An 18,926-nucleotide genomic window follows, 5' to 3' on the forward strand; every position below is an offset into this window, starting at 1 on the left:
CTAGGGTCTCGAATGCAGGTACGAAGATCGCGCGCGACAGGCCGGGGGGACGAGCGCCTATCCAGTAGCGGAGCCCCCTTTTTTCTCTGTTCGAGATCCAAGGAGGGGCTCCACTGCCATGGGACGTCACAGCTTGCCCGACGACGGAGCGGACGACGGCACCAGGTCCGGCCCACGCACGCACCGCCGCACGGTCGCCATCGCCATCGCACTCGTCCTGAGCGCGGCCGCGGCAACGGCGATCGCGGTCCGCGGCGACCTGCTGTCTTTCTCCGGGTCCTGCTCGGACTCCGCCATCCGTCTGAAGGTGGTCGCCTCCCCCGATGTCGCCCCGGCCGTGCGCGCGGTCGCCGGGCACACCCGCGACAACGAGGTCACCTCCGACGGCCGCTGCCTCGACGTCGACGTGGTCGCCCGCGACGCGTACAAGGTCGCCGACGCGGTGAGTGCCGGCCGGGCCGACCCCGACTACCAGGTCTGGATTCCCGACTCCGATCTGTGGGTACGGCGCGCCCTGGGCACCGGCGACGGATCGGCCGTGACCCCGGTCGGCAATATCGCGTCCTCGCCGGTCGCCCTGGCCATGGTCCCCCCGGCCGCCAAGTCACTGGGCTGGCCCAGGAAGACGTACACCTGGGCCGAGCTGTCCGCGGCGACCACCGAGAAGGAGACCCTGCGTCTCGGCGCGGCCGACCCGGCCCGCAGCGCCACCGGCCTGCTCGCGCTGACGAGCATCGGCCAGTCCGCACACAAGGCGGACCCCGACAGCGACACCAAGGTCGCGGCCACCGCCAAGCTCCTTTCTCAGCGCATCTCGGACAGCGACCGGCAGGTCCTGCGGACGCTGGCGCGGGACGACTCCGGTACGCGGAAGGGCAATCCCCGCCGGAACCAGGCCGTACTCCTCTCCGAGCAGGCAGCCTTCGCACACAACACGGCGGGCGGCGCACCCGCCGTGGAGCTCTTCTACCCGAAGGACGGCGCTCCGCAGCTCGACTACCCGTACGCCCTCGTCGACGAGCCCGAGCTGTCGACCGACGAGAGCCGGGCGGCCATGCGCTTCATGACGCTGCTCGGCGAGCCGCAGAGCCGCAAGATCCTGACGGAGCGCGGGTTCCGTACGCCGGACAAGCCGGTGTCCGAAGGTGTCGTACGGGTCGCGGGCGGCCGCGCGCCGCAGCCGTACGCGTCGGCTCCGGCCGAGCCGCTGTCCGAGGAGAGCGTCCAGGAAACGCTCGGCATGTGGACCATCACCGTTCAGAGCGCCCGGCTGACGACGGTGGTCGACGCCTCGGGCTCGATGGCCGCCCCCGTACCGGGGCGCGCCGGCCAGTCGCGCATGGACGTCACGAAGGCGTCGCTGCTCCAGGCCCTGTCGCAGTTCACTCCTGAGGACGAGATCGGCCTGTGGGACTTCGCCACGAACCTCGACGGCCCGCGCGACTACCGCAGGAAGGTGGCGACCACCCGGCTCGGCGACCCGGCGTCCGGGGGCGGTACCCACCGCGACAAGCTGTCGGCCGCGTTCTCCGCGCTGTCCCCCGTGCCGGGCGGCGCGACGGGCCTGTACGACACCACGCTGGCCGCCTACAAGGACGCCCGGGCCGGCTACGCGAGCGGCAAGTTCAACGCCGTCGTCCTCCTCACCGACGGCTCGAACCAGGACAGGTACAGCATTTCGCGCAGCGAGCTGATCGCCGGGCTCAAGCAGCTCACCGACCCGAAGCGGCCGGTCCCGGTGATCGCCATCGCCGTGGGCCCGGACGCCGACCGGGAGGAGGCCGAGGCGATCGCCTCCGTCACGGGCGGCGGCGGATACCAGGTGAGCGACCCGGCCGACATCCACGCCGTAATCCTCAAGGCCATCATGGAGGCGGGCCAGAGCGTCTGATCAGGCCCGCCCCACGGCCCCTCACGCCCGCCCCGGGAATCCCACCGGCCAGGTGTGCACCGGATCGCCCTGGTGCATCAGCTCGCTGTAGCGGCGGGTCATGGCGGCCAGCGCGGCTTCGCGCTCCAGACCGGCGTCCAGGGCCCGGTGGTACGTATCCACCTGCCAGGAAGCCCCATTGACGCGCCGCCTGCACCGCTGCTCGATGACGCCGAGGTAGTAGTCGCGGTCCGCGGGCTCGATGCCCCAGGCGTCGAGCCCGGCCGCGGCCAGCGGCAGCAGTTCGTCCCGTACGAGCTTGACGGCCGGCACCCGCGCCGTCCCCCCGGCGCGTCCCGGCCTCGGCCAGATGATCTCCGCGTCGATCCCATGGCGGCACGCGGTGTCGAAGTTCTCCTCAGCGGCCTCGAAGGGCAGCCGCTTCCACACCGGCAGCGCGTCCTCGGCGAGGGCCCGCACCAGCCCGTAGTAGAAGGCCGCGTTGGCGATCACGTCCGTCACCGTCGGCCCCGCCGGCAGCACCCTGTTCTCCACCCGCAGATGCGGTACGCCGTCGGCCAGCCCGTACACCGGCCGGTTCCAGCGGTAGACCGTCCCGTTGTGCAGCACGAGCTCCTGGAGCCGCGGCACCCCGCCGTCGTCGAGCACCAGCAGCGGGTCCTCGTCGTCGCAGATCGGCAGGAGGGACGGGAAGTAGCGAAGGTTCTCCTCGAAGAGCTCGTACGCCGAATCCACCCACCGCTCGCCGAACCACGTGCGCGGCCGTACGCCCTGGGCCTGCAACTCCGGCGGGCGGGTGTCGGTGGCCTGCTGGAAGAGGGGCGGCCGCGACTCGCGCCACAGCTCGCGTCCGAAGAGGAACGGCGAGTTGGCACCCAGTGCGATCTGGATCCCCGAGACCGCCTGGGCCGCGTTCCACACGTCCGCGAACCGCCCGGGCGTGACCTGGAGGTGCAACTGCACGGACGTGCAGGCCGCTTCGGGCGCGATGGAGCCGAAGGTGCAGGTCAGACGCTCCACACCGGAGATGTCAAGCGTGAAGTCCTCCCCCCGCGCGGTGACGATCTGATCGTTGAGCAGCTGGTAGCGGTCGACATCGGAGAGATTCGCCGAGACGAGGTCATGGCGTCCGAGCGTCGGCAGAATTCCGATCATCACGATGCCCGCGCCGACCTCCTGCGCTTTCCTGTGGGCATATCCCAGGCCGGTGCGCAGTTCTTCCGCCAGTTGATCGAGAACACGGCCTCCCAGCCGGTGCGGAACAATATTTACTTCCAGATTAAACATGCCGAGTTCAGTCTGGAAATCCCGGCTGGCGATCCGCTCGAGCACCTCCGCGTTCATCATCATCGGCATGCCGTCGGCCGCCGCGAGATTCAGCTCGATCTCCAGTCCCATGAGGTTCTTCGGGCGGTCGAAACGCTTCTCCGCCAGCAGCCGCCCCAGCCCCTCCAGGCACTGCTGCAGTTTCTTCCGGTACCTCTGCCGGTCAGACAGATCGAACCCGCCTGCCACGACCTTCTCCCCCATCGAAGCATCCCTCCTCGAGTGGGCGGCTCACAGCATCGGGCACTCATGTCACGGTCGATGATGCCCAGGCGAGCTGATCAGTAACGCCCCACGCCCATCAATGACCGAGTACCCTCTTTGGAGAACCTCAGTGGCACATTCACTCGGCATGCGGCCGAAAGCAGATACCACCCGGTGGTTGCTGGTGAAAAAGGCCGACGAGATTCGGCCTACCGCTCGCGCCGGAACTTTCCAGGCCACGGGCCTACACCCCAGATGAATGGGTAGATTCTCCGCAGGAAAGGGTCCGGATACCGCCTTGCCCGCAATGCGGGCGACGGCTAGCAGAAACACCATGTGAACACGGCTCGTATAAACTCCGCAGACGAGGCAGAGAGTTGGCGCCCCGGCCATCGCCGCACGGCCCGCCTCTGACCCCGGAACGCAGACAGCGCCGTCCGCACCGCCCACGCACACCCACGCATCACCGTGTCTCCCAAGTGAGAGGCGACCCACCATGCCGCTGCTTGTCCCCCCGGCTCCCGCGCCCGCCCTGCGCAGCGTCCTCGCGGCACTCGGTTCCCCCACCGCCGTCCGCGAGGCCCGTCCCCCGGCCCTCCGTACGGCTGTGGGCCCCCTCAGCCCCGAGTTGCCGCTCCCCGTCCACGTACTGGACGGGATCATCCCGTCAGGCAGGCCGCCGCGCACCCGGCTGACCGGCTGGCGGTTCCTGATCCGCAGCGGCGACCGTACGGTGGCCGCCGCCGACACCATGCTCACTCCCGACGGCTGGGCCTTCTCCCACTTCTGCGAGGGCCCGTACATCGCCTCCAGCATCCTCGCGCTGCGCCAGGCCGAGGCGATGACCGGGCGCTACCAGCCACGCCTGCTGTCCGTACCGGAGCTCTACATGCTCACGCTGTGGCTGCACGACGGCCCGGAAGCGGGCGCCGACGCCTCCGACACCATGCCGCTCCCGACGGACCTGCTCGTACCGCTGGCGCCCGCACCGCCGGGCATCGCCTCACACCGCCCGCACCGGGCCGCCGACCTACTGCCACTGCTCACCCACCGGCTCACGCCGCCTGCCGCCACCGCCCCGCTCCTCAGCCAGCCCGCCTGACGACACCCGCCCGTTCCCGGGCGCCCTTCGCATCCACTGTGCCCCGTGCCCGCTCCGGCCACGGGGCACAGTGCCGCCCGCGCCCGGCACCGGCACCCCCCATCCGGACTAGCCCGTATCGGCCACCCCGAACCACCCGAAGAGGCCTCCCGGTTGAGCTGAACCGTCCGCACGAGTGATGCGTCATTAATCAGTAAGGAGAGCTGCCGTGAAATCCCTGCGGAACGGCGCCCGTGGGGCAACACTGGGACCGACCGACTGATACGGGGGGCGGCCATGAACACCGCATCGAGCCGCAGGACACTCACCACAACGCAGCGAAAGAACCCTTCCATGTGCCAGCACCAGCCAGCCTGCCCGACTGCCGAATCCGCCGACAGGGAAGCCGCCCTTCTGGTGGCGCACCACCCGGAGCAGGGCTGGAGCCTGCTGTGCAACGGCGTTCTCGTCTTCGAGGACACCGGCGAGCTGCTGCCGGACGGCCAGATCATCGCTCCGCACCGTCCACTTGACGTGGTCAGGGCCGCCTAGCCGGCCGGCCCGCGCGACACCTGTACGCCGCTACGACGAGGGGCCGGCCCGGAGGAATCCTCCGAACCGGCCCCGACGCATGTCAGTTGTCGTACTCGTCCAGCGGCGGGCACGAGCAGACGAGGTTACGGTCACCGAACGCACCGTCGATCCGGCGCACCGGCGGCCAGTACTTGTCAGCGGCCGAGACCCCCGCGGGGAAGACAGCTTCCTCACGGCTGTACGCGTGCTCCCACGCGCCGCCCAGCGCGGCCGCCGTGTGCGGCGCGTTGCGCAGCGGGTTGTCGTCCGCGGGCCACTCGCCGGCCCCGACCTTCTCGATCTCCCCACGAATGGCGATCATCGTGTCGCAGAACCGGTCGATCTCGGCCAGGTCCTCGCTCTCGGTCGGCTCGATCATCAGCGTTCCGGCCACCGGGAACGACATGGTCGGCGCGTGGAAGCCGTAGTCGATGAGCCGCTTGGCGATGTCGTCCACACTCACACCGGTCGCCTTCGACAGCGGCCGCAGGTCGACGATGGCCTCGTGCGCCACCAGCCCGTTCGGACCGGTGTAGAGCACGGGGTAGTGCGGCTCCAGGCGCTTGGCGATGTAGTTCGCCGCGAGCACGGCGACCTGGGTGGCGCGCTTGAGGCCCTCTGCGCCCATCAGGCGGACGTACGCCCACGAGATCGGCAGAATGCCCGCCGAGCCCCACGGGGCGGCCGAGATGGGCCCCACGCCGGTCTCAGGTCCGGCCGTCGGCTGAAGCGGGTGGTTCGGCAGGTACGGCGCCAGGTGAGCCCGTACGCCGACCGGTCCGACACCGGGGCCGCCGCCGCCGTGCGGGATGCAGAACGTCTTGTGCAGGTTCAGGTGGGACACGTCCCCGCCGAACTTGCCGGGCTTGGCCAGCCCGACCAGCGCGTTGAGGTTGGCGCCGTCGACGTACACCTGACCGCCGGCCTCGTGGACCGTCGCGCAGATGTCGGCGACGTGCTCCTCGAACACCCCGTGGGTGGACGGGTAGGTGATCATCAGCACCGACAGCTCGTCGCGGTACTGCTCGATCTTGGCGTGCAGGTCCTCGACGTCGACCTCGCCGTCCTCGCGGGTCTTGACGACGACGACCTTCATGCCGGCCATGACGGCGCTCGCCGCGTTCGTGCCGTGCGCGGACGACGGAATCAGGCACACCGTGCGCTGGTCGTCGCCATTCGCGCGGTGGTACGCCCGTACCGCCAGCAGGCCCGCGAGCTCGCCCTGCGAACCGGCGTTCGGCTGGATCGACACCGCGTCGTACCCGGTGACCTCGGCCAGCCGCTCCTCCAGCTCGTGGATGAGCGTCAGGTAACCCTGCGCCTGCTCGACCGGCGCGAAGGGGTGGACCGCACCGAATTCGGGCCAGGTGACCGGCTCCATCTCGGTGGTCGCGTTCAGCTTCATGGTGCAGGAGCCGAGCGGGATCATGCCGCGGTCGAGCGCGTAGTCGCGGTCGGCGAGCTTGCGCAGGTAGCGCAGCATCGCGGTCTCGGAACGGTGCTGGTGGAAGACGGGGTGGGTAAGGACCTCGTCACTCCGCAGCAGCCCCTCGGGCAGCACGTCGCCCACCTTCGCGTCGAGCGCCTCAATATCGGCGTCGACCCCGAAGGCCGCCCAAACGGCGGCGATCTGCGCCCGCCCCGTGGTCTCGTCACAGGCGACGGAGACGGAATCGGCATCGACCAGCCACAGATTGACCCCGCCCTCACGGGCAGCGGCGACAACATCGGCGGCCTTGCCGGGAACGCGTACGGTCAGCGTGTCGAAGTACGTACCGTGCACGACCTCCACTCCACCGCCCCGCAGCCCCTCGGCGAGCAGCGTCGCGTACCGGTGCGTGCGCCGCGCGATGCCGCGCAGCCCGTCGGGCCCGTGATAGACGGCGTACATCCCCGCCATGACGGCGAGCAGGACCTGCGCCGTGCAGATATTGCTGGTGGCCTTCTCCCGGCGGATGTGCTGCTCGCGCGTCTGGAGCGCCAGCCGGTACGCCTTGTTCCCGTCCGCGTCGACGGAGACACCGACGAGCCGCCCGGGCAGGCTGCGCGCGAACTTCTCGCGTACGGCCATGAACCCGGCGTGCGGACCACCGAAGCCCATCGGCACACCGAAGCGCTGGGTGGTGCCCACCGCGATGTCGGCACCGAGCTCACCGGGCGACGTGAGCAGCGTCAGCGCCAGCAGATCAGCGGCAACGGTGACGACAGCCCCCAGCGCGTGCGCCTGCTCGACCACCGGCTTGATGTCCCGAACAGCACCCGAAGCACCGGGGTACTGAAGCAGCACACCAAAAACACCATGCTCGGCAACCTCAACCGGAATGCCGTCGGACAGATCAGCGACAACAACGTCGACACCGGTCGGCTCCGCACGCGTCTGAATCACAGCGACGGTCTGCGGGAGCACATCGGAATCAATGAGGAAGACACCGTTCTTGACCTTGCCGACGCGGCGCGAGAGCGCCATGGCCTCGGCGGCGGCGGTCCCCTCGTCGAGCAGCGAGGCACCGGAGGTGGGCAGACCGGTCAGGTCGGCCACCATCGTCTGGAAGTTGAGGAGCGCTTCCAGACGGCCCTGCGAAATCTCCGGCTGGTAGGGCGTGTACGCCGTGTACCAGGCCGGGTTCTCCATGACGTTGCGCAGGATCACCGGCGGCGTGAAGGTGCCGTAGTAACCGAGCCCGATCATCGGGGCCAGCACCTGGTTGCGGTCGGCGAGCGTGCGCAGCTCGGCCAGCACCTCGGCCTCGGTGCGCGCGTCGGGCAGCCCGAGCGCCTCGGCGCTCTTGATGACGTCCGGCACCGCGGCCGCGGTCAGCTCGTCGAGCGAGCCGTAACCGACCTGGGCAAGCATCTTGGCCTGAGCTCCGGCATCGGGCCCGATGTGGCGCTGCTCGAAGGGGATGCCACGCTCAAGCTGTGAAAGCGGAATGCGGTTTGCGGTCATCTGCGGAAGGCCTCCTGGTCTGACACGACCTGCGAGGGGCACCACGACAGCGGTACCCGGACGGCCTCCCCCTCTGTCATCTCAACCTGAGAGCTTCACCGGAAGACCGCGCGCGTGACGTCGCTGACGTCGAGGGTCGTTCCGGCTTTCACCGTCGGTGAGGAAGGGATCCATACGGAGCCCGCCCTGCTTTCCAGAGTGACCTCGTCCGTGCGGTACGTGGGCCTGAGAGATTCCGGGGAGGATTTGCTCCTTCGGCGTCTCCGGCATATTCACCGGAGACTCTCCCGCACGGGGTCAGCAGCCATTGGCCAGCCTACCAGCGAGCCCCGTCTTGGATCCCTCGAGTGGCCGAGTCCACAGATGTGCCCTTTCGTAGGCTTTACGGGGTTTACGAACCTGCTGCGATCAGTTGGAGGGACCGTGCAGACCGACATCGATCCGCGCAGCCTGCTCGGCCGCAAGGCATACGACCGCAACGGCGCCAAGATCGGAACAGTGGACGAGGTGTATCTCGACGACGCCACGGGAGTCCCCGAATGGGCGGCGGTACGCACCGGCCTGTTCAGCCGTGACGCCTTCGTCCCTCTGGAGCCGAGCAAGGTCGTCGACGACTCCCTCCGCGTCCCGTACGACCGCGCCCTGATCCGGGAGGCCCCGGACTTCGGCGTGGGCCGCCATCTCTCCCCCGAGCAGGAACTCCAGCTCTACCACCACTACGGCCTGGACATCGCTTCCCCCGCCCCCGACCGAGACTTCGGCCACCTGGCAGGCGAAGACCCCACCACGAACTGACACCAAGCCCGCCCGACCCTCGAAAACCAGCCCGCACGATGTCCGGGGCACCCCAGGTTCAACCACCACCCCCGTCCCCATCCACCCGCACACCTACCAACGGCAGCGGATCCGACGGCACCAGATCCGGATCGTCCACCTTGAAGGTCCGCACCCGCCCCGGCGGCGACGTCGGCTCCTCGAACCGCACCGTCACCCGTCCGACGCCACTGCCCTGCACCCACCCCGCCCCGTACTCGGCGTGCCGCACGTCCTGCCCGGCCAGCCACCGCCGCTCCAAAGGCGGCTCGGGCACCGGAACCACCGGCACAACCGCCTCCCCGCCGCCACCCGACTCCACCGCCCCGGCCGCTTCCGCCTCCACCGCCGCCCGCTCACCAGCGGCCTGCGCGAAAAGGTCCTCCTGCGTGAAGTCGGCGAGCCCGGTGACTCCCACACCCAGCAGCCGCACGCCACCCGTGGTGTCCACCGACTCCAGCAGCCGCCCCGCAGCCTCCCGCACCACCGTCGGATCGTCCGTCGGCCCACGCAGCGTCTCCGACCGCGTCAGCGTCGAGAAGTCGTACCTGCGCACCTTCAGCACCACGGTCCTCCCGGACCGCCCCGCCGCCCGCAACCGCTGCACGCACCGGTCGGACAGCCGCACCACCTCATTCCTGACCCGGACCCGGTCGTGCAGATCGACCTCGAAGGTGTCCTCGACCGACACCGATTTCGCGTCCCGCTCGGCCACTACGGGCCGTTCGTCGTGCCCCACGGCCATTCGGTACAGCGAGACCCCGTACGCCTTCCCCAGCAGCCGTACAAGTTCGTCCTCGCCCGCTTCCGCAAGGTCGGCGACGGTCGTCATCCCCGCCCTCCGCAGATGCTCACCGGTGGCCGGCCCGACGCCGGGCAGAATGCGCGCCGGCATCGGCCCCAGCAGCTCCCGCTCGCTCCCCGGCTCAATGAGCACCAGCCCGTCCGGCTTGGCCTGCTCCGAGGCGATCTTCGCGAGCATCTTGGAGCCCGCCAGCCCCACAGACCCCGTGAGCCCGGTGACGGCCCTGATGTCGGCCCGCAGCAGCTCCCCCGCCCGGCGGGCCGAGGCCGAGTCGTCGGCCACCCCGCCCGCCTCAAGGTCGACGAAGGCCTCGTCCAGGCTCAGCGGCTCCACCAGCGGGGAAAGCCGCCCGAGCAGTTCCATGACCTGCTCGCTCACCGACCGGTAGAGGGCGAAGCGCGGCATCAGATACGCGGCGTTCGGGCACAGCCTGCGCGCCTGCGCCACCGGCATCGCGGAATGCACCCCGAAGCGCCTGGCTTCGTACGACGCGGTGGCGACGACCCCGCGGGTCCCGATCCCCCCGACCACCACCGGCTTTCCGCGCAGACTCGGCTTCGCTGCCTGCTCTGCGGCGGCGTAGAAGGCATCCATGTCCAGATGCAGGATGGTCGGCGCGGATCTCACACCACCGATGCTGCCGTACGGCACTGACAATCGGCGGCCGGCAGCGCCTCGTAAGGGCCAGAAGCAAGGGCGGCCCGCTCAGCCGGCCTTGTTACGGCGCCGTGCGAGCTCGTCGGTGGGGTTGTGCCCGACCAGCGTCTCGCCCGTGTCGACGCGCTCTCCGTGCAGCTGGGACAGCGCGCTCTCCACGTCCCGCCACACCACCCCCACGGCGATCCCGAAGACGCCCTGCCCACCCTGGAGCAGCTCGACGACCTCGTCCGGCGACGAGCACTCGTACACCGTGGCCCCGTCGCTCATGAGCGTCATCCGCTCAAGATCCTGAAATCCCCGCGCCCGCAGGTGCTGTACGGCGGCGCGAATGTTCTGCAGCGCGACACCAGTGTCCAGGAAACGTTTGACGATCTTGAGGACGACGACGTCGCGGAAGCTGTAAAGACGCTGGGTGCCGGACCCGTAAGCGGGCCGCACGCTCGGCTCCACCAGCCCCGTACGCGCCCAGTAGTCGAGCTGCCGGTACGTGATCCCCGCCGCCGCACACGCGGTCGGCCCCCGGTACCCAACACTCTCGGTGCTCGCCGTGCTCTCGGCCGCCGTCGCCCCGCCCATGGCCGACGTCACACCCTGCCGCCCCCCCAGAGGGTCGACCGCACTGCCGTGAAGCGGATACGGCCCGCCCGCCACCGTACCGTCGCCGCTGCTTCTCACGCCGACCTCCGTCCTTGACCTGCCCTGTCGACGGTAGGCAGTCACCTGGGGTGCGTCAACGATCGCCACACTCGGCACGCCGAGTGATAATCACCCTGAGAGTGGTTTCCCGTGCCCCACTTCGGGGAAAGGCTACTCGAATGCGCTGACAGTCCCTGGTGTGCGGCGTGCGCGGCTCACTGGCTGTTGGTCCCGAAATCCTCGGGAGAGATCTGGTCGAGGAATTCGCGGAACTTCTCCACCTCGTCCTCCTGTTCGTCAGGAATCGCGATCCCCGCGTCGTCCAGCACGCCGTCACTGCCGTAGATCGGCGTTCCGGTACGCAGGGCCAGCGCTATGGCGTCCGAAGGCCTCGCACTCACTTCGACTCCGCTGGCAAAGACCAGCTCCGCGTAGAAGACCCCCTCCCGCAGGTCGGTGATGCGGACTTCGGTGAGCTCCTGGCCGACCGCTTCCAGTACATCCTTGAAGAGGTCGTGGGTCAGCGGCCTGGCAGGGGCCATCCCCTGCTGGGCGAAGGCGATCGCGGTCGCCTCCCCCGGCCCGATCCAGATGGGGAGGTACCGATCGCCTCCCACTTCGCGCAGGAGCACGATCGGTTGGTTCGAGGGCATTTCTACCCGGACACCTACGACGTCGAGCTCGTTCACACAGCAACCCTAGGACGTGCTTGGCAGGTTTGGGTAGTCGGGCTCCCCCAGGCTCAGTGCAGCCGCACGCCGAGGGCTGCCTGAATGAGGGCCGAATGGAGCCTGACGGACAGCTCCGCGAGCTCCTTGGCGGTGGCCTCCGCATGGGCTCTGGTCTGCGGATTCCGGTGCCGGCGCAGCGGTGCGACCACCTGTTCGACCAGGCCGGCCTCACGATCCGCCGCCGCTTTAACCGCTCGCAAATGCCGCGGCTCCAGACCGAACCGGCCAAAATCGGCGACAAGCTTGGCCACCGTGACGACTTCGGCGTCGTAACCGCCACCCGGCAGGGGCGAGATCAAGCCGTACGACTCCCAGACGTCGAGCTCCTCCTCGCCGACCTCCGCGGCCGCCAGAAGCTCGTCCCGTCCGATCCGGGCCGCGGTCGGCCTGTCGGCCCCGGGCCCGGGCGCGTCGTCGTGCGGTTCGCCCGGCCCACCGGCAGCCGGAAGCCGCACCTGCTCACCGCGCTCCAGCGCGTCCAGGTGCTCACGAATGACCTTGAGCGGAAGGTAGTGATCGCGCTGCATACGCAGCACCTGAGCCAGCCGCTCGACGTGGTCGGGAGTGAATTTGCGGTAGCCGGAGGGCGTCCGCTGCGGTTCGACCAGTCCCTCGGTCTCCAGAAAGCGAATCTTGGAGATGGTGACTTCGGGGAACTCGTCACGCAGCAGGTTCAGCACGGTGCCAATACTCACCAGCCGGTCGCCCGCGGTGGCGGTGCCGTTTCCGGCACCGCCCGTCGGTGTTCGCTGCATGGACCTTCCCGTACGGGTCAGATGGCCCGCTGGCTCGCGTAGAAGACCAGCCGGTACTTACCGATCTGCACCTCGTCGCCGTTCGACAGCGGGACCGAGTCGATCCGCTCACGGTTGACGTAGGTGCCATTGAGGCTGCCGACATCCGAGACGGTGAAACTGCCGTCCGGACCCCTGCGGAACTCCACATGCCGCCGCGAGACAGTCACGTCGTCGAGGAAGATGTCGCTCTGCGGGTGCCTGCCGGCCGTCGTGAGCTCGCCGTCCAGGAGGAAGCGGCTGCCCGAATTCGGACCGCGGCGCACCACCAGGAGCGCCGCACCGAGCGGAAGGGCGTCGACAGCCGCCTGGGCCTCCGGCGAGAGCGACGGAGCGGCGGTCTGTCCCGTCGCCTCCGCCTCGTACGCCTCGAGCCCGGAGATGGAGATCGTCGACGTCGTCTCCGAGGGACGCTCGGCGGCCACTCCGCCCCGCAGCGGTGCTCCACAGTTGGAACAGAAACGACTGGCCTCGGCATTGCGGTGCCCGCACCTCGTACAAACCGGCAAGGCCGACATGGACGGATCCTCCTGCCGCGGCTGCCCCTGGGGGGCACTTGAGGCTGACGATTCCCCGAAACCTATGCGGCCGGGACCAGCGGGGTCAACAGACGACGCGCCCGGTCCACCCGAAATGTCGCCGCCCTGACCAGCGACCTCGTCCCGGAAGAGCGGGCGCTCGCCACCCTGCTCGTCAGCCTCTCCACCACGCGGAGCACGGTGGCGCGCAGCGCTGTTCGCACCGTCCTCGCGTGCACTCTTGCCGAACAACTTCGCAAACAACTTCACGGGCGATTCCCCTTGACTGAAACAGACCCGCCCGTGGGGCAGGACGAACCCTGAATGAACACACCTGCCGAACCGGACATCTTCACAACGTCCGTATCCACCAAACAGTTTCCACCACGCACCATGCCTTCGGTGCGCCGACCCCCCGCAACCTCATGCCCTTGTCCCCGTGCCCCCATGCGCCCCCGCCTCACTGCGATGACGACTGAGCGTAGTCAGGCTGCTTCGCTGGTCGCAAGGCATCCACAATGATCTTCTGAGAGCGGACAACCGTAGCGACCGCCCGCTCCTCCTCCAGAGTCTGGACAACCCCGCCAGGGATGTTGAGCGCGGGCTCCAAGTCCTCCGGCTTGCCGATCACCTCGAAGCGGTACGGCGCGGTGACCTTCCGCCCGTCCACCTCGATGCCGCCGCCGCTGTTCAAGAAGTACGTGTCCGCGACGACCCTGACGTCATTGATCTGGATCGCTTCCGCACCCGCCGCCCGCAGTTCCTGGATCGCGTCCAGCAGCATGTCGGCCTCGACCGTGGAGTGCGGATCATTGATCGTCAACGTGATGCCGGGCCCTTGCGCCGCCACCGTGCCGGCCAGTACGCCGAGCTGACGCTCCTTCTCCAGCGTCTGCTTTCGCGCCTCTTCGGCCTGGTCCGAGCTGTTTTCCAGCTCGGTCTTCTGATCGTCGAGCTGCTGCTTCTCGTCCTCGAGCCGCTGCGTACGATCGTCCAGCTCGTCGAGGATGCGCACCAGGTCCTCCTGGCGCGCTCCGCGCAGCGCACTGTCGTCGCTGTTCGACCTGACCTGGATGGCGAGTCCGAGCCCCAGCACGAACAGCAACAGCGCCACGATCAGCTGCGCCCGAGTGACACGCGGCGGCCAGAGCGCCGCGAAAAGCCGCTGACGCCCCGTCGCCGGCCGCTGAGCCGGTCGCTCCTGAGCCTGCGGTACCTCTTCGTCGCCCTGCGGGCTGTCTCGCTGCGGGTTGTCTTCTGTACTCATCTGCCTCACGCCCGGAACACGTGACGGCGAATCGCCGCCGCGTTGGAGAAGATCCGGATGCCGAACACCACGACCACACCCGTGGACAGCTGCGCGCCGACGCCCAACTTGTCACCCAGGAACACGATCAGGGCCGCCACCACGACATTCGACAGGAACGACACCACAAAGACCTTGTCGACGAAGATTCCGTCGAGCATGGCCCGCAGCCCACCGAAGACCGCGTCGAGCGCCGCGACGACGGCAATCGGCAGATACGGCTCGACCACCGCCGGTACCTCGGGCCGGACCAACAGTCCGACCACGACTCCCACGACGAGGCCCAGTACGGCGATCACGATGTGCCCTTCCCTGTGTTGGCCGCGTCCTGCCCGGCCCCCGCGACCAGCGGCTCTGCTGTACGTACGATCAGGCTCGGCGCGGCGGCAAGCCGGACGTTGTCCTGAACGGAAATGCTCCTCCGGATGCCGTAGCTCTCCTGCAGCACACGCAGGTACTGGCCATCGGCACTTTCCTGGAACCTGGTACTCAGCCGCTCCCCCGGCCCCACCGCCAGCACCGTATACGGGGGCACCAGCGGCCTGTTGTCGACCAGTATGGCGTCGCCCGCGGCACGGATCGCCGACAGGGACGTCAGCCGCTGACCATTGATGGCCACAGCCTCCGCGCCCGAGGACCACAGCCCGTTGACGACCCGCTGCATGTCCCGGTCCCGCAGTCGGCCCGTGTCGGAGAAGCTGGTGCTCTCCCGAGGCCCGCCGCCACCTTCGTCGCTGTCCTTGGCGTCGTCGACAACAAGCTTCACGCCCGGCCCCTGCACCGCCGTGGCACCGGACAACAGAGCCACCAGCCCGCCCTGGTCCCCACCGTGCTTCTCCAGCGCCCGGCGCTGGCGCTCTCCCACCTCGGCCCGGAGCTTGTCGACGTTCTCCTCGATCTGGTCCGCCGCCGCGGTCTCCGCCTCAACCCGGTTGATGAGCTCTTCGCGCTCCTTGGCGATCACCGGCGCCTCTATCCGCGCCTGCGCCGCACCGACGGTGACGACCAGCGCGGCAAGCACAAGGCCGGCCGCGAGTCCGAGTTTCGCGCGCAGCGAGCGCGGCATGCCTTCGGTGCCGTCGGCCTTCCTGCGGGCGGTCGCCTCCGCGTAACCGTCGTCGAGGCTGTGGTCCATCACATTGGTCAGCAGCGACATGGACGCGTCGGGGCGCCGAGGTGGCGGAGATGTGCTCCGATCAGGGGACTGCTGCGACATGCCGCACATCGTCGCACGTCGCGGCAGCTACCACCGAATGGCCCCACCGGTGTGCCGGACGGCGGCGTCATACCCCGTCCGGCACACCGGTCACACGTCAGTGACCTGCGCTGTCCACGACCGCGGACCACTCGTCGAGCAGCGCCTGGGCCGAATCGTCATCGGGCCCTTCGGCCCACAAATGAGTGACGGCCTCCGCGGGATCGGGCAACACCATCACCCATCGCCCGTCCGCCTCAACCACACGCACACCGTCGGTCGTGTCCACGAACCGATCTCCGGCGGCCTCGACCACGCGGCGCATGACGAGACCCTTCACAGCCCACGGCGTGGCCAGGTCGCGTCGCAGCACATGGGCTCGCGGTATCCGCGCGTCGATCTGGCTCAGCGTGAGCTGCGTCCTGGCCACCAGCCCGATCAACCGCACGAAGGCCGCGGCGCCGTCGAAGACACTGCTGAACTCCGGAATGATGAAGCCGCCGCGCCCGTCACCACCGAAGATGGTGGACTCCTCCCGGCCGACCCGTGTCAGATCGTCCGGCGAGGTGGTCGTCCACTCCACCTGCGTTCCGTGGTACGCCGCGACCTGCTCGGCGATCCTGGTGGTCGTCACCGGCAGCGCGACCCGCCCACTGCGCCGCTCAGCCGCGACAAGGTCGAGCATCACCAGCAGCGCCCGGTCGTCCTCGATGATCCGCCCACGCTCGTCGACGAGCGACAACCGCTCACCCACCGGGTCGAACCGCACCCCGAAGGCAGCCCGCGCCGAAGCGACGATCTCACCGAGCCGCACCAGACCGGAGCGGCGTGAATCGATCGTCTCGGTAGGCCTGGACTCGTCCAGCCCCGGATTGATGGTCAGCGCGTCGACCCCGAGCCGCCCGAGAAGGCTGGGCAGAACAAGGCCGGCGCTGCCGTTGGAAGCGTCGACGACAACCTTGAGCCCCGAGTCGGCGATACCCGTGACGTCGAGGTTCCGCAGCAGCGACCCGGTGTAGGAGTCGAAGACACTCGCCGGAAAGTGCAGGTCACCGATCTCACCGGGGAAGGCCCGCCGGTACTCCTGCCGCGCGAACACCCGGTCCAGCTTCCGCTGCCCGGCCTGCGACAGATCCGCACCCCGCTCGTCGAAGAACATGATGTCGACGGAGTCCGGCACACCCGGAGTCGTCCGGATCATGATGCCGCCGGCACTGCCCCGCGCCGTCTGCTGACGTGCCACAGGCAGCGGTACGTTCTCCAGGTCGCGTACGTCGATGGCGCTCGTCTGCAGCGCCGAGATCACCGCCCGCTTCAGCGCACGCGCACCACGCGAGTGGTCACGCGCGGTGGTGACCGTCGCACCCTTCTTGAGCGTGGTGGCATAGGCGCCCGCGAGGCGCACGGCCAGCTCCGGAGTGATCTCGACGTTCAGAATCCCGGAGACACCACGCGCGCCGAAGAGATGCGCCTGGCCCCGGGACTCCCAGATCACCGAGGTGTTGACGAAGGCACCGGCCTCGATGGTCTTGAACGGGTAGACCCGCACATTGCCCTGAACAATCGATTCCTCACCGACGAGGCACTCGTCCCCGATGACGGCGCCGTCCTCGATCCGGGCGGCCCGCATGATGTCGGTGTTCTTGCCGATGACACAGCCGCGGAGGTTGCTGTGCTGGCCGATGTAGACGTTGTCGTGCACGACGGCCCGGTGGAGGAACGCCCCGCTCTTGACGACGACGTTGGAGCCGACGACCGTGTGCTCACGCAGCTCAACGCCGGCCTCGACCTTGGCGTAATCACCGATGTAGAGCGGCCCGCGCAGCACCGCGTCCGGATGCACCTCGGCGCCTTCGGCCACCCACACACCGGGAGAGATCTCGAAACCGTCGAGATCCACGTCGACCTTGCCCTCGAGCACGTCGGCCTGCGCCTTGACGTAGCTCTCGTGCGTGCCGACGTCCTCCCAGTACCCCTCGGCAATGTAGCCGTAGATCGGCTTGCCGTCCTTCATCAACTGCGGAAAGACATCGCCGGACCAGTCGACAGAGACGTCCGCTTCCACATAGTCGAACACCTCGGGCTCCATGACATAGATGCCCGTATTCACAGTGTCCGAGAACACCTGCCCCCACGTGGGCTTCTCGAGGAACCGCTCGACCTTTCCTTCCTCATCCACAATCGTGATGCCGAACTCCAGAGGGTTCGGCACCCGGGTCAGGCACACCGTGACCAGCGCGCCCTTCTCCTTGTGGAATCTGATCAGATCAGTGAGGTCGAAGTCGGTGAGAGCATCGCCAGAAATGACGAGGAAGGCATCGTCCTTCAATGCTTCTTCAGCGTTCTTCACACTGCCGGCAGTGCCGAGTGGCTTCTCCTCATTGGCATAGGTGAGCTCCATTCCGAGCTCTTCGCCGTCACCGAAGTAGTTCTTGACGAGCGAAGCCAGAAACTGCACGGTCACGACGGTTTCATTGAGCCCATGCCGCTTGAGCAGCCGTAGCACATGCTCCATGATCGGCCGATTGGCAACCGGCAAGAGCGGCTTTGGCATGCTCGAGGTCATGGGGCGAAGACGCGTGCCTTCGCCACCAGCCATCACGACGGCCTTCATGTCGGAAAAGTCCTCCTTGAAGAGACTACGGTCTAGCCGACTTCGCCCGTCCGGGACTGCCCGAGAGGCATCATGCGCAGACAATCGGGCACCGGACAGCGCCGCAATCGGCAGGCTCAATCGGCCGCGGTCTCCGCCTTCACCAGCCGGCGGACCTGGACCACGTAAAGGATTCCTGCCCACCAATACAGAGTTGTACCCCATCCGGCGAACGCCCATCCGAAAATAGCAGCCAGTGACGGCAGCCAGCCGCTTCCGTCACTGAGAAGCAGCAACGGGAAGGCGTACATCAAGTTGAAGGTCGCGGCCTTCCCGAGGAAGTTCACCTGCGGCGGCGGATAGCCGTACTTGCGGAGGATGCCGACCATGACCAGGAGCATGAGCTCACGGGCCAAAAGGGCAGCTGTGAGCCACAGCGGCAGAATCTCGCGCCAGGTGAGTCCAAGCAGGGTGGAAAGGATGTACAGCCGGTCAGCCGCAGGGTCGAGCAGTCGCCCGAGCTTGCTGATCTGGTTCCAGCGGCGGGCGAGCTTTCCGTCGAGATAGTCGCTGATGCCGCTGAGCATCAGCACCAGCAATGCCCAGCCGTCGCTCTTGGGCCCACCGAACACGGGCAGGAGAATCAGCCACAGAAACAAAGGCACGCCGGCGAGGCGAGCCATGCTGAGGATGTTCGGGATGGTGAGCACCCGGTCCGTCTGAACGCGGGTCTCCTGGACCTCCACCCGGGGGCCTCCTGAGAGAACGTGCCAATGATGCACCTGACCCTACCCTCAGCCACAGCCGCCGGGCACACAGGGGTACGGGCATCCCCGGAACGCAGAAAAGCCCC

General features: G+C 68.4%; 16 protein-coding genes and 1 riboswitch. Of the genes, 4 read left to right on the forward strand and 12 right to left on the reverse strand.

The features are described 5' to 3' along the window. Positions 1-118 precede the first annotated feature (118 nt). Positions 119-1,891, forward strand: coding sequence for a substrate-binding and VWA domain-containing protein (locus J7E96_RS31515; RefSeq protein WP_215136377.1), 1,773 nt, complete (start codon positions 119-121; stop codon positions 1,889-1,891). A 21-nt stretch (positions 1,892-1,912) separates the two neighbouring features. On the opposite strand, the gene J7E96_RS31520 is transcribed toward J7E96_RS31515, so the two are convergent. Beyond that, positions 1,913-3,421, reverse strand: coding sequence for a glutamate-cysteine ligase family protein (locus J7E96_RS31520; protein ID WP_215136379.1), 1,509 nt, complete (start codon positions 3,419-3,421; stop codon positions 1,913-1,915). A gap of 496 nt (positions 3,422-3,917) precedes the next feature. Between J7E96_RS31520 and J7E96_RS31525 the strand changes: the two genes are divergently transcribed. Further along, entirely contained in the window at positions 3,918-4,523 is a 606-nt protein-coding gene (locus J7E96_RS31525; protein ID WP_215136381.1) for a hypothetical protein, read from the forward strand. 333 nt (positions 4,524-4,856) lie between these two features. Further along, positions 4,857-5,054 (forward strand): DUF5999 family protein, encoded by a 198-nt coding sequence (locus tag J7E96_RS31530; RefSeq protein WP_285439539.1) that lies wholly within the window; start codon positions 4,857-4,859, stop codon positions 5,052-5,054. A gap of 82 nt (positions 5,055-5,136) precedes the next feature. Here J7E96_RS31530 and gcvP read toward each other — a convergent pair whose 3' ends face one another. Then, positions 5,137-8,022: an aminomethyl-transferring glycine dehydrogenase gene (gene gcvP / locus J7E96_RS31535; protein ID WP_215136386.1), complete on the reverse strand. Its 2,886-nt coding sequence runs from the start codon at positions 8,020-8,022 to the stop codon at positions 5,137-5,139. A gap of 203 nt (positions 8,023-8,225) precedes the next feature. Further along, positions 8,226-8,322, reverse strand: a riboswitch (glycine riboswitch). A 123-nt stretch (positions 8,323-8,445) separates the two neighbouring features. Between gcvP and J7E96_RS31540 the strand changes: the two genes are divergently transcribed. Then, positions 8,446-8,817, forward strand: coding sequence for a PRC-barrel domain-containing protein (locus J7E96_RS31540; RefSeq protein WP_215136389.1), 372 nt, complete (start codon positions 8,446-8,448; stop codon positions 8,815-8,817). A 58-nt stretch (positions 8,818-8,875) separates the two neighbouring features. Here the strand turns inward: J7E96_RS31540 and J7E96_RS31545 are convergent, their stop codons facing one another. From J7E96_RS31545 to J7E96_RS31590, 10 genes are all read right to left on the reverse strand, one after another. Then, the gene (locus J7E96_RS31545; RefSeq protein WP_215136391.1) at positions 8,876-10,267 is read right to left on the reverse strand and encodes a DNA polymerase IV; all 1,392 of its coding nucleotides are present in this window, start codon (positions 10,265-10,267) and stop codon (positions 8,876-8,878) included. Positions 10,268-10,345: 78 nt separating this feature from the next. Beyond that, a complete protein-coding gene (locus J7E96_RS31550; RefSeq protein ID WP_215136393.1) occupies positions 10,346-10,975 on the reverse strand; it encodes a MerR family transcriptional regulator in 630 nt (209 codons plus the stop codon). A gap of 176 nt (positions 10,976-11,151) precedes the next feature. Continuing rightward, complete coding sequence (locus tag J7E96_RS31555) at positions 11,152-11,625, reverse strand: bifunctional nuclease family protein (RefSeq protein ID WP_006123076.1); 474 nt, start codon at positions 11,623-11,625, stop codon at positions 11,152-11,154. Positions 11,626-11,678: 53 nt separating this feature from the next. Next, positions 11,679-12,422, reverse strand: coding sequence for a MerR family transcriptional regulator (locus tag J7E96_RS31560; RefSeq protein ID WP_215136395.1), 744 nt, complete (start codon positions 12,420-12,422; stop codon positions 11,679-11,681). Between the two features lie 17 nt (positions 12,423-12,439). Then, on the reverse strand, positions 12,440-13,357 hold the full coding sequence (locus J7E96_RS31565; RefSeq protein WP_215136419.1) for an FHA domain-containing protein: 918 nt from the start codon (positions 13,355-13,357) through the stop codon (positions 12,440-12,442). 82 nt (positions 13,358-13,439) lie between these two features. Then, positions 13,440-14,246 (reverse strand): DUF881 domain-containing protein, encoded by an 807-nt coding sequence (locus J7E96_RS31570; RefSeq protein WP_215136397.1) that lies wholly within the window; start codon positions 14,244-14,246, stop codon positions 13,440-13,442. A 5-nt stretch (positions 14,247-14,251) separates the two neighbouring features. Beyond that, positions 14,252-14,584 carry a small basic family protein gene (locus J7E96_RS31575; RefSeq protein WP_023543062.1) on the reverse strand — a complete coding sequence of 111 codons (333 nt, stop codon included), beginning with the start codon at positions 14,582-14,584 and terminating at the stop codon, positions 14,252-14,254. Further along, on the reverse strand, positions 14,581-15,501 hold the full coding sequence (locus J7E96_RS31580; RefSeq protein ID WP_374196736.1) for a DUF881 domain-containing protein: 921 nt from the start codon (positions 15,499-15,501) through the stop codon (positions 14,581-14,583). The genes J7E96_RS31575 and J7E96_RS31580 overlap by 4 nt, the downstream gene beginning before the upstream one ends. A 97-nt stretch (positions 15,502-15,598) precedes the next feature. Next, positions 15,599-18,094 carry a mannose-1-phosphate guanyltransferase gene (locus J7E96_RS31585; protein WP_215136421.1) on the reverse strand — a complete coding sequence of 832 codons (2,496 nt, stop codon included), beginning with the start codon at positions 18,092-18,094 and terminating at the stop codon, positions 15,599-15,601. 116 nt (positions 18,095-18,210) lie between these two features. Continuing rightward, positions 18,211-18,819, reverse strand: a complete 609-nt coding sequence (locus J7E96_RS31590) for a CDP-alcohol phosphatidyltransferase family protein (protein WP_215136401.1) — start codon at positions 18,817-18,819, stop codon at positions 18,211-18,213. Between the last annotated feature and the right edge of the window lie 107 nt (positions 18,820-18,926).

This window comes from Streptomyces sp. ISL-96 (genome assembly GCF_018614035.1).
Classification (GTDB): Bacteria; Actinomycetota; Actinomycetes; order Streptomycetales; family Streptomycetaceae; genus Streptomyces.

Excerpts from the sequence above, each read along its gene's own strand:
- J7E96_RS31530 (WP_285439539.1), top strand. The coding sequence starts at position 4,857 with ATGTGCCAGCACCAGCCAGCCTGCCCGACTGCCGAATCCGCCGACAGG.
- J7E96_RS31525 (WP_215136381.1), top strand. The coding sequence starts at position 3,918 with ATGCCGCTGCTTGTCCCCCCGGCTCCCGCGCCCGCCCTGCGCAGCGTC.
- J7E96_RS31570 (WP_215136397.1), bottom strand. The coding sequence starts at position 14,246 with ATGAGTACAGAAGACAACCCGCAGCGAGACAGCCCGCAGGGCGACGAA.
- J7E96_RS31560 (WP_215136395.1), bottom strand. The coding sequence starts at position 12,422 with ATGCAGCGAACACCGACGGGCGGTGCCGGAAACGGCACCGCCACCGCG.
- J7E96_RS31515 (WP_215136377.1), top strand. The coding sequence starts at position 119 with ATGGGACGTCACAGCTTGCCCGACGACGGAGCGGACGACGGCACCAGG.
- J7E96_RS31520 (WP_215136379.1), bottom strand. The coding sequence starts at position 3,421 with ATGGGGGAGAAGGTCGTGGCAGGCGGGTTCGATCTGTCTGACCGGCAG.
- gcvP (WP_215136386.1), bottom strand. The coding sequence starts at position 8,022 with ATGACCGCAAACCGCATTCCGCTTTCACAGCTTGAGCGTGGCATCCCC.
- J7E96_RS31580 (WP_374196736.1), bottom strand. The coding sequence starts at position 15,501 with ATGTCGCAGCAGTCCCCTGATCGGAGCACATCTCCGCCACCTCGGCGC.
- J7E96_RS31585 (WP_215136421.1), bottom strand. The coding sequence starts at position 18,094 with ATGAAGGCCGTCGTGATGGCTGGTGGCGAAGGCACGCGTCTTCGCCCC.